Raw genomic sequence first — 10,905 nt, 5'->3', positions numbered from 1 at the left:
CTCGCGGCGCCGGGGGCGGCCGGGAGCGGGCCGGGCGTCCGGCTCCAGGAGGGCGAAGATCCGGGCGGCCACCTTGCGCTTGACGGGGCGCGGGGCCGCGCGCAGCGCCACCGCCCCGGCGACCGCGACCAGGCACAGGCAGTACAGGGCGACGACCCACGGTTTCGGGGCGCGGCCCGCGTACAGGCCGTGGACGAGGGCGGCGCACCAGGCCGGGTAGGCCAGCGCGTGCAGTGCCCGCCACCGGGAGGCGACCTGGACCGGTGAGGCGAAGGCGCTGCGCAGGGCGCCGGTGACGCTGGTGGTGATCATGAGGAGCCCGGCGAGCGAGCCGAGGCCGATGAGGCCGTCGCTGCCCGAGAAGCCGAGCCCGAACGGCACCAGGGCGCCCACGAAGGACACATGGTCCAGCGCGAGCTTCACGGTGCCGTGCAGGAGCAGGAAACCCACCGAGGCGATCGCTGTGGCCCGGTGCACGGCCTGGGCGAGCAGTCGCTGGCGGGAGCGGAGGAAGAGCCGGTCGGAGGCGACCAGGCCCCACATCACCGAGGCGGTCAGGGCGACGAGCGACAGGACGCCGGTGGTGAAGTCGAGGGCGGCGCGGAAGTCGTCGCCGCCCGCGAACACGAGCAGGGGGATGAGCAGCAGCGCGGCCGTGGTGACGATGCCGCGGGCCGCTCTGCTCGGCTCGTGGAAGGTGGGGAACGCCGGCCCCGAAGGGGGTGCCGACGGCGGGAAGGGTGCGGACGCCGGGGAGGAGCGCGGCGGCGACGTGGGTAAAGCGGGACTCTTGGGACTCTTGCGATGCGGGTTCAGAGGGTTCATGGGGGCGACTCCGAAATGGTCCGGTCGCCGCATGCTAAGTCGCGCCATACCGATGGGTACGGGGTTTGAGTTATTGCGTTGTTATCAAAGCGCGACTCGATCTTGGTGTTGCCCCGATAGTGGTCGGTACGCGGAGTAACCTCTGGCCAAGGGTTGGATTCCGGCCTCGGTGGGAGTGGAGTTCCGGCGTCCGCCGCGGTACGGGGCGAAGCGCGTCGCCCGGCTGTGGAGCGCTGCGGTACCCTGACGCCATGCGTGCCGTACGCCTTCTGCTTAGCGGGCCGCGCTGATCAGTTCCGACCGCCCAGTGAGCGTGGTCGGAATCGGCGCGGCGTCCCCTCCTGTGCGAGGGGCATTTTTGTTTGGCCGTCCGGCCGATTCCGCAGGCAGAGACGATCGATGGAGCTTTGAGGACCATGAGCGAGACGAATTCCTCCGCCACTGCTGAAGGCGCGGGAGGCGCGGGAGGCGCCCCCTCGGCCGCCGAGGCGGCGGCGCCGCACCGCTACACGGCCGCCCTGGCGGCCGAGATCGAGGCGCGCTGGCAGGACTTCTGGGACGCGAACGGCACGTACGAGGCACCCAACCCGAGCGGCGACCTGGCCGGTGATCCGGCGGTCGCCGAGCGGCCCAAGAAGTTCATCATGGACATGTTCCCGTACCCCTCCGGTGCGGGCCTGCACGTCGGCCACCCGCTGGGCTACATCGCCACGGACGTCTTCGCCCGCTTCCAGCGCATGACGGGCCACAACGTCCTGCACTCCCTGGGCTTCGACGCGTTCGGCCTGCCCGCCGAGCAGTACGCCGTGCAGACGGGCACGCACCCGCGCGTGTCCACGGAAGCCAACATCGAGAACATGAAGGCGCAGCTGCGCGCCCTGGGCCTGGGCCACGACAAGCGCCGCTCCTTCGCGACGATCGACCCGGACTACTACAAGTGGACCCAGTGGATCTTCCTGCAGATCTTCAACTCCTGGTACGACGACGAGGCGAAGAAGGCCCGCCCCATCGCCGACCTGGTCGCCCAGTTCGAGAGCGGTGAGCGCGCCGTACCGGGCTCCACGCGCGCGTGGCACGAACTGGACCCCAAGGAGCGCGCCGACGTCCTGAGCGGCTTCCGCCTGGCGTACGCCTCCGACGCCCCCGTCAACTGGTGCCCGGGCCTGGGCACCGTCCTGGCGAACGAGGAAGTCACCGCCGACGGCCGCTCCGAGCGCGGCAACTTCCCCGTCTTCAAGGCCAAGCTGCGCCAGTGGAACATGCGCATCACCGCCTACGCCGACCGCCTGCTGGACGACCTGGACGCGCTGGACTGGCCGGAGGCCATCAAGCTGCAGCAGCGCAACTGGATCGGCCGCTCCGAAGGCGCGCGCGTCGACTTCCCCGTCGGCTCCGAAGGCGACGCCATCACCGTCTTCACCACCCGCCAGGACACCCTGTTCGGCGCGACCTACATGGTCCTGGCGCCCGAGCACGAACTGGTCGACACGATCGTCCCGGCCGCCTGGCCCGAGGGCACCCACGACGTGTGGACGGGCGGCCACGCGACCCCCGCCGAGGCCGTCGCCAAGTACCGCGCGTTCGCCGCCGCCAAGTCCGACGTGGAGCGCCAGGCCGACGCCAAGGAGAAGACCGGCGTCTTCACGGGCGCGTACGCGACGAACCCCGTCAGCGGCGAGCAGGTCCCGGTGTTCATCGCCGACTACGTCCTGATGGGCTACGGCACCGGCGCCATCATGGCCGTCCCCGCCCACGACAGCCGCGACTTCGCCTTCGCGCGCGCCTTCGAGCTGCCGATGCACTGCGTCGTGGAGCCCGCTGACGGCCGCGGCACCGACCCGTCCACCTGGGACGACTCCTTCGACTCGTACGAGGCGAAGATCATCAACTCGTCCGGTGCCGAGGTCTCCCTGGACGGCCTGGTCGTCGTCGACGCCAAGGCGCGCGTCACGGAGTGGCTGGAGCGCAAGGGCATCGGCCGGGGCACCGTCAACTTCCGCCTGCGCGACTGGCTGTTCAGCCGCCAGCGCTACTGGGGCGAGCCCTTCCCGATCGTCTACGACGAGGACGGCGTCGCCCACTCGCTGCCCGACTCGATGCTGCCCCTGGAACTGCCGGAGGTCGACGACTACAGCCCGCGCACCTTCGACCCGGACGACGCCGACACCCAGCCGGAAACCCCGCTGTCCCGCAACGAAGAGTGGGTCAACGTCACGCTGGACCTGGGCGACGGCGCCGGCCCGCGAAAGTACCGCCGCGAGACCAACACCATGCCCAACTGGGCCGGTTCCTGCTGGTACGAGCTGCGCTACCTGGACCCGCACAACGACCGCCAGCTGGTCGCCCCCGACATCGAGCGCTACTGGATGGGCCCCCGCGCGGGACAGCCCACCGGCGGCGTCGACCTGTACGTCGGCGGCGCCGAGCACGCCGTGCTGCACCTGCTGTACGCGCGCTTCTGGTCGAAGGTCCTGTTCGACCTGGGCCACATCTCGTCCGCAGAGCCGTTCCACAAGCTGTTCAACCAGGGCATGATCCAGGCGTACGTGTACCGCGACAGCCGCGGCTTCCCGGTCCCCGCCGCCGAGGTCGAGGAGCGCGACGGGAAGTTCTTCTTCGAAGGCGAGCCGGTCAAGCGCGAGCTGGGCAAGATGGGCAAGTCCCTGAAGAACGCCGTCACTCCGGACGAGATCTGCGCGGAGTACGGCGCGGACACGCTGCGTCTGTACGAGATGGCCATGGGCCCCCTGGACGTCTCGCGCCCGTGGGACACGCGCGCGGTGGTCGGCCAGTACCGGCTGCTGCAGCGCATGTGGCGCCTGGTCGTCGACGAGGCCACCGGCGAGGTGACCGTCGCGGACACCGAGCCGGACGAGGACACGCTGCGCGCGCTGCACAAGGCGATCGACGGCGTCCGCCAGGACCTGGACGGCATGCGGTTCAACACCGCCATCGCCAAGATCACCGAGCTGAACAACCACCTGACGAAGGCGGCGGGCCCCGTGCCGCGCTCGGTCGCCGAGCGCCTGGTGCTGCTGGTCGCGCCGCTGGCCCCGCACATCGCCGAGGAACTGTGGCGCAAGCTGGGCCGCACCGACTCCGTCGTCCACCAGGACTTCCCGGTCGCCGACCCCGCGTACGTCGTCGACGAGACCGTGACCTGCGTCGTGCAGATCAAGGGCAAGGTCAAAGCACGTCTGGAGGTCCCGCCGGCCATCTCCGATGAGGAGCTGGAGAAGGTGGCCCTGGGCGACGAACGGGTGGTCACCGCGCTGGGCGGTGCGGGGATCCGCAAGGTGATCGTGCGGGCGCCGAAGCTGGTGAACATCGTTCCTGCCTAGGGCGGACACGCCCTGGGCAGACCCGGGCCCGCCCTGCCGGGGCGGACGGCCAACTGCGTCTCTGCCGAAGCGCATCGGGGTAGTCCCCTACGGGCAGCTTGGGGGTTCCGCTGGAACCCTCGGGCTGCCCGTTGCGTTTACCGTGGAGAAGGCGGACAGACCGCGAACGCCGCGCTGTCGCGCCGCCGGGGACCGAGCCGCACCGATTCGCAGGGCCGAAGGAGAAGCATCGTGGAAGCCGTGATCGCAGTGGTCGCGCTGCTCTTCGTGCTGTTCCTGGCGGTGGGCGCGTATGCGACGGTCAAGGTGGTCGGCGCGGCCCGCCGCGGCATGGACCGCACGATCACGCAGGCCCGCCGCACCGTGGAGGACACCACGCTGCGCGCGAGAACCCTCGCGCAGCCCGGCGCCGTCGGCGAGCTGGCCCAGCTCCGCCTCAAGCTGCGCACATCGATGCGAGCCACCCAGGACTCCCTGCGCGCGGGCGTCGCCGAGGACGCCTCGCTGCACGAATCCCTGGCGCTCTTCCAGCGCCTGAGCGCCCACGGCCACGAACTGGACGACGAGCTCAAGCGCCTGGAGCGCGAGCCCGACCGGATCGAGCTCAGCCAGCGCCTGCCCGCCCTGCGGGAGCGCACCGAACAGATCGTCAAGGCCGCCGACTCGCTCCGCTGGGCGGCCCGCGACCGCGCGCACAAGTTCGCGGACGACGACCTGGACCTGCTCAGGGAACAGATCGACATGGAGACGGGCGCGCTCCGGCACTGGACGAAGGAACCCACCGACGACCAGCCCCTCACCTCCTGGTCCGACCCCACGCCGACGGCCGGGACCGGCCGGGAGCCGTCCGGGGCGAGCCCTGCCGCCGACATGAAGAAGCCCGCGCGGCCGCAGGCATCCGCCCGCGCGGAGACCGACGAGCGCACCGCCCAGGAACCCACCCGCCCCGCGATCACCCCGCCGACGCCGCAGCCGACGTACCCCTGGCAGAAGAAGCCCAAGCCCGAGAGCACCACCTGACCGCATGCCCCGCCTTCAGCGCCGAAGCCCGGCCCCCACATGCCCGTCGGCGCGTCGACGGGCATGCGCTCCGTCCCCCGCGTGAAGGGGCCGGACTGCCGCACCGGGGTTCCTGCGGGTAATCTCCAGCTCATGTCCCGCCATGTCGCGATCGTCACCGATTCAACGGCCTACCTGCCGCAACGGACGATGGAGCGGCACGACATCACCGCGGTACCGCTGACGGTGGTGCTCGGCAACCAGGCACTCGAAGAGGGCACCGAGATCTCCGCCCGCTCACTCGCCCTCGCCCTGCAGAAACGCCGCCCCGTCACCACCTCGCGGCCCAGCCCCGAAGTCTTCGCCCAGACCTACCGCAAGGTCGCGGAGGCGGGCGCCACCGGCATCGTCTCGCTCCACCTGTCGGCCGAATTCTCCGGAACGTACGACGCCGCCGTCCTCGCCGCACGCGAGGCGCCGGTGCCGGTACACGTCGTGGACACCGGCATGGTCGCGATGGCCCTCGGCTTCTGCGCGCTGGCCGCGGCCGAGGCCGCGGAGTCGGGCGGCTCGATGGACGAAGCGGTGACCGCCGCCGAGAAACGGGCCGCGGCCACCTCCGCGTACTTCTACGTCGACACCCTCGACTACCTCCGCCGCGGCGGCCGCATCGGCGCCGCCCAGGCGCTCCTCGGCTCCGCGCTCGCCGTGAAACCGCTGCTCGCGCTGGACGGCGGCCGCATCGAAATGCTGGAGAAGGTACGCACTGCGTCGAAGGCGATCGCCCGCCTGGAGGAGATCGTGGTCGAGCGGGCCGGGGCACACGACGTGGACATCGCCGTGCACCACTTGGCCGCGCCCGAGCGCGCCACGACCCTCGCGGACCGCCTCCGGGACCGCCTCCCGGCCCTCGCCGAACTGCACGTCAGCGAGGTGGGGGCGGTGATCGGGGCGCATACGGGGCCCGGGTTGCTGGGGGTTGTGGTTTCGCCTCGCTGAGAGGACCGGCCCGGGGGGCTTGGGAAGTTTGGCGTGCCGAGTGCGGTGCACGAAGCCCGGTGCCCGGGTGGTCGCCTCGTGTGGGTGACGGGGTTATCCACAACTGCCGGGTAATCCCCGGGAATTGAGCAAGATCAACAACTTCTCGTGGTGGTGCCTAGCGTTTTCGGCATGGCACTTCTTCGATCACCTTCACGGACGACAGGTGGGGCCTCGCCGTCGCGGGCGGCGGGCGCGGCTCCAGGGGCATCGGGCGCGGAACGCCGCGTGGCTGTGGGGCAGTTGGCGCACCGCCACGCCCGGAAGCGGGCCCGGCGCAGGCGCGCGGCGGCGGAAGCCATGCGGCTGCGGGCCGAAGCGCTCTTCACGGGGCCCGATGTGGGCAGCGGAGAGCAGGGGCGTGCGGCGGCAGCGGCGGCCGCTGCGGCTGCGGGACATGTGCGGCCGGAGGCTGGGCGGCTTCGGACTCCCGGGTGGGCTGGGGATGTTGGGGGTTCGGGGCCTGGAGGCGGTGCGGGCGTTGGGAGCGGGGACGGGGGCGTCGCGGCTGGTGGGGGCGTGTCCCGCATGCGTAAGGCTGTGGTTCCGGCTGCGCCGGAGAGGGCGGGTGCGGCAGGGGTCCCGGGCCCCGTGCGGGCGGCGGGTGCGGCAGGTGCGCGTGTGTCGCGGAGGGGCGGGCCGGGAGGTCCGGCTGTGGCGGGCGGGGTGGGGGTGTTGGGCGGCTCGGGGGTGGTGAGTGCGCGTGCACCGAGCCCGGTGGATGGGGCGGGGCCGGTGACGGCATCGGGCCGGGTGAGTTCGGTTGGCGGGGTTGGCAGGGTCGGCGCGGTCGGCACTGCGGAGGTGGTGGCCGCTGCGGACGGCGGGCCTCGCGCCGAGGGCGGGTCTGGTGCCGACGGCGGGCCCGGTGCCGACGCCCCAGTGGAGCGGTCGTCGTGGCGGGCGCGGGTCGGGGCGGCGGTGCGGGAGCGGCTCCCTCTCTGGCTGCGGCTGCGGTGCGGCCTGGAGCGGCGGAGCGTCGTCGCCCTCGGCCTTGTCCTGGTCGTGGCAGCTGTCTTCGCGGCCCAGCACTTCTGGACTGGCCGGACGCAGCCGGTCCGGGCGCCGGACGTGGTGGGCGAGGCGGCGGGGGCAGGCGGCGAGGCTGGGCCGTCCCCTTCGCCCGGGGCGCCTCCGGGGCCGGACGGAGGGCTCGCGGTCGGCGCGGGTGGTTCGGGCGCGGCGGCCGGTGGGGTCGTCGTGGACGTCGGGGGCAAGGTCCGCAGGCCGGGTGTGCAGCGGCTGCCCGCGGGCTCCCGGGTGGCCGACGCGTTGCGGGCGGCGGGCGTGTTGCGGGCGGCGGGCGGGGTCCGCCCCGGTGCGAAGACGGATGGACTCAACCGGGCGCGGCTGCTGGTCGACGGCGAGCAGGTCGTGGTGGGTGGCCCCGCGCCCCCGGGAGCGGGAGCGGGGGCGGGCGTCGGTGCGGGGGTGGGCGCGGGGCCGAGTTCCGGTGCGGGGCCCGCGGCCGGGGGCACGGCAGCGGGGGCCGCAGGCGCGGCGGCCGGACCTGTCGGGCTCAACACGGCCACCGCCGAGCAACTCGACACCCTGCCGGGCGTGGGCCCGGTCCTGGCCCAGCACATCATCGACTACCGCGCGGAGCACGGCGGCTTCCGCTCGGTGGACGAACTCCGGGAAGTGAACGGCATCGGCGAGAAGCGCTTCGCGGACCTGCAGAATCTCGTGCGGCCATGAGGCCCGCGACGAGGGCGGAGGGGCATGCGGCAGCTCGCTCCTCCGCCCGTGGTGCCGGCGGTGGCGTGCCCGGCCCACGGCGCGGCCGGTTCGGTGTGGGGAACCCACGCCAGGAGGGCCCCGTGGACCTCCGCCTGGTTCCGCCGGCTCTCGCGGCCTGGGCCGCGGCGGCCCTCGCGTTGACGGCTCCGCCTCGTCTTGTGGTCGGCGCGGTCGTGGTGTGCGTAGTGGTGGCCGGAGTGCTCCTGGTGACGTGGACCGCGCGGGGGAGCGGGGGCGACCCGGCCCGGAGACGGCGGGACCCCGGCGCCCGGAGGCGGGGTGGGTTCGCGTGGGGGCGGGTGAGTGTCGCCGCCGTGCTGCTCTGCGCCGCCGCGTCGGCAGCGTCCGCCGGACTGCACGGGGCGGATCTGCACCGAGGCCCGGTCCCCGAGCTCGCCGAACGGTACGCGGAGGTGACGGCCGAGGTGGAGGTCACATCGGACCCGCGCCGCACCCGACCCCGGGTGACCGGCGACCGCGCGGCACCGCCGGCCATCGTCCTGAACGGGGAGGTGGTCCGCGTGGCGGAGGCCGACGGCACGACGAGCGTGACCCGTGCGCCGGTGCTGGTCATCGTGCGGGAGGAGGCGAAGGAACGGAGTGGGTCCGACGCGGCATCGGCACCGGGGCCCGCCGGAACGGCGCCGGTGCCGGGGTTCGGGCCGGGCCCGGGGGCCGGGTGGCAGGGAGGTGCTCCCGGCCACCCGGAGGGCGAAGCGTCGGTCGGCAGGTCGGCGGCACCGCCGGACGGAGAAGCCGCCGCGGGATCGCTGCCGCAGGGAGAGATGGGCGCGGGGGCGCGCATGTATGGAGAGGCGGCCACGGGGGCGCGCACGCAGGGAGAGACCGGCGCGGGGGCGCGTACGTACGGAGAGGCGGCCACGAGGGCGCGAACGCAGGGAGATACGGCCACGGGGGCACGCACGCAGGGCGAGACCGGCGTGCGGCAGCGCCCGCGCGGCTCGCCGTGGCTGGACCTGCTGCCGTCCACGCGGCTGCGGGTGCGGGGCAGTCTCGCGGCGCCGCTGGGGGACGGTGAGCGGATCGCGGCGGTGCTGCGGGTGCCGGAGGGCCAGGTGCCGGAGGTGGTCGGAGCGCCGTCCGGGGTCCAGCGGTTCGCGGGGGAGCTGCGGGCGGGGCTGCGGGAGGCGACGGACGGGTTGCCGGACGACGCGCGGGCGCTGTTGCCGGGGCTGGTGATCGGCGACACCTCGCGGGTGCCGCCGGACCTCGACCAGGCGTTCCGGGCGACCGACCTCACCCACCTGCTCGCGGTGAGCGGCGCCAACCTCACCATCGTCCTCGCGCTGCTCATCGGCCCGCCCGGCACCGCCCACCGCGCGGAACGGCGAGGGCTGGCCCCCAGGTTGGGTATCCCGCTGCGGACCACCGCGCTGCTCGGCGGTGGCCTCACACTGGGCTTCGTCGTGGTGTGCAGACCGGAGCCGAGCGTGCTGCGGGCGGCGGCGTGCGGGCTGATCGTGCTGCTGGCCATCGGTACCGGACGGCGCAGATCACTGCTGCCTGCGCTGGCCGCCGCGGTGCTGTTGCTGGTGCTGTACGACCCCTGGCTGGCGCGGAGTTATGGCTTCCTGCTGTCCGTCCTGGCCACGGGTGCGCTGCTCACGCTGGCGCCGAGGTGGAGTGCGGCGCTGCGGCGGCGCGGTGTCCCGGGCCGGGCGGCGGAGGCGCTGGCGGCCGCGGCGGCGGCGCAGGCGGTGTGCGCGCCGGTCGTGGCGGTGCTGGCGGCGCGGGTGAGTCTGGTCGCGGTGCCGTGCAATCTGCTGGCGGAGTTCGCGGTCGCGCCGGCCACCGTGCTGGGGTTCGCGGCGCTGGCGGTGGCTCCGGTGGGGATGCCGGTGGCCAAGGCGATCGCGTGGTGCGCGAGTTGGCCGGCGGGCTGGATCGCGGGGATCGCGAGGGCGGGGGCGGCGTTGCCGGGGAACGGGATCGACTGGCCGGGCAGTTGGGGCGGGGCGCTGTTGCTGGCGGTCGTGACGGTCGGCGTCGTCCTCGCCTGCCGCAGGCTGGCCAGGCACCCATGGCTGAGCGTGGCGTGCGTGCTGCTGCTCCTGCTGGTGGTCGTCCAACCGCCGCCCCTCACCAGGGTGATCGCGGGCTGGCCGCCGCCGGGCTGGCGGCTGGTGGTGTGCGACGTGGGGCAGGGAGACGCGACTGTGCTCGCGGCGGGCGGGGGCGCGGGGGTGGTGGTCGACGCGGGCCCCGACCCCGTCCTGGTCGATCGGTGCTTGCGGTCGCTCGGCATCACGCGGGTGCCGCTCGTGCTGCTCACGCACTTTCACGCGGATCACGTGGCCGGACTGCCGGGTGTGCTGCGGGGCCGGTCGGTGGGGGCGATCCAGACGACGGGATTTCAGGAGCCGCCGGGGCAGGCGGAGTTCGTGCGCGGGCAGGCGGCGGCACGGGGGATTCCGGTGACGCGGGCCGTGGCCGGGGAGCGGCGGCGTGCGGGCGCGCTGGAGTGGCGGGTGCTCTGGCCGCCGCCCGGCCCGGCGGCCCGCCCGGAAGGGCCGAACGACGCCAGCGTCACCCTGCTGGCGCGGGTCGCGGGCCTCACCGTGCTGCTGCCCGGTGACCTGGAACCACCCGCTCAGCGCGCCCTGTTGCGCAGCCCGGCCGCGGCGGCGCTGCCGAGGGTGGACGTGCTGAAGGTCGCGCATCACGGTTCGGCCTACCAGGACCCGTTGCTGCTGCGCCGGGCCGGGCCGCGCCTCGCGCTGATCTCCTGCGGCGCGGACAACCCGTACGGGCACCCCTCGCCCCGGACGGTCGCGGCGCTGCGGGCCGGGGGCGCGCAGGTGATGCGGACGGACACGAGCGGCGCGATCGCGGTGACCGGCGGGCGGGCCGACGCGCGAGCGGGGCGGCCGGGAAGGACATCGCCCGGGAGCGAGGTGGCCGACCTGGCGGTGACGACACGACGGTGAGGGCGGGGGCGGGA

General features: G+C 73.9%; 5 protein-coding genes and 1 pseudogene. 5 read left to right on the top strand and 1 reads right to left on the bottom strand.

Annotation, left to right across the window (positions count from 1 at the left end; translation table 11 throughout):
- A pseudogene (locus STRAU_RS15930) lies at positions 1 to 825 on the bottom strand (hypothetical protein); the annotation flags it as partial.
- A gap of 416 nt (positions 826 to 1,241) precedes the next feature.
- Between STRAU_RS15930 and leuS the strand changes: the two are divergent.
- From leuS to STRAU_RS40240, 5 genes are all read left to right on the top strand, one after another.
- The gene (gene leuS / locus STRAU_RS15925; protein WP_016641359.1) at positions 1,242 to 4,166 is read left to right on the top strand and encodes a leucine--tRNA ligase; all 2,925 of its coding nucleotides are present in this window, start codon (positions 1,242 to 1,244) and stop codon (positions 4,164 to 4,166) included.
- 231 nt (positions 4,167 to 4,397) lie between these two features.
- Positions 4,398 to 5,186 (top strand): hypothetical protein, encoded by a 789-nt coding sequence (locus STRAU_RS15920; protein ID WP_016641358.1) that lies wholly within the window; start codon positions 4,398 to 4,400, stop codon positions 5,184 to 5,186.
- Between the two features lie 132 nt (positions 5,187 to 5,318).
- A complete protein-coding gene (locus tag STRAU_RS15915; RefSeq protein ID WP_016641357.1) occupies positions 5,319 to 6,164 on the top strand; it encodes a DegV family protein in 846 nt (281 codons plus the stop codon).
- A 567-nt stretch (positions 6,165 to 6,731) separates the two neighbouring features.
- The gene (locus STRAU_RS15910) at positions 6,732 to 7,901 is read left to right on the top strand and encodes a ComEA family DNA-binding protein (protein ID WP_078621251.1); all 1,170 of its coding nucleotides are present in this window, start codon (positions 6,732 to 6,734) and stop codon (positions 7,899 to 7,901) included.
- 122 nt (positions 7,902 to 8,023) lie between these two features.
- The gene (locus tag STRAU_RS40240) at positions 8,024 to 10,891 is read left to right on the top strand and encodes a ComEC/Rec2 family competence protein (protein ID WP_310592248.1); all 2,868 of its coding nucleotides are present in this window, start codon (positions 8,024 to 8,026) and stop codon (positions 10,889 to 10,891) included.
- The last annotated feature ends 14 nt before the right edge of the window (positions 10,892 to 10,905 follow it).

Origin of the sequence: Streptomyces aurantiacus JA 4570, from assembly GCF_000414115.1 — a bacterium.
Classification (GTDB): Bacteria; Actinomycetota; Actinomycetes; order Streptomycetales; family Streptomycetaceae; genus Streptomyces; species Streptomyces aurantiacus_A.
The sequence above is the reverse complement of the archived record's forward strand: the minus strand, read 5'-3'. Positions and strand labels throughout refer to the sequence as shown.

What these genes read in the sequence shown, in the direction of transcription:
- leuS (WP_016641359.1), top strand. Translation starts at nt 1,242, where the DNA reads ATGAGCGAGACGAATTCCTCCGCCACTGCTGAAGGCGCGGGAGGCGCG.
- STRAU_RS15915 (WP_016641357.1), top strand. Translation starts at nt 5,319, where the DNA reads ATGTCCCGCCATGTCGCGATCGTCACCGATTCAACGGCCTACCTGCCG.
- STRAU_RS15910 (WP_078621251.1), top strand. Translation starts at nt 6,732, where the DNA reads ATGCGTAAGGCTGTGGTTCCGGCTGCGCCGGAGAGGGCGGGTGCGGCA.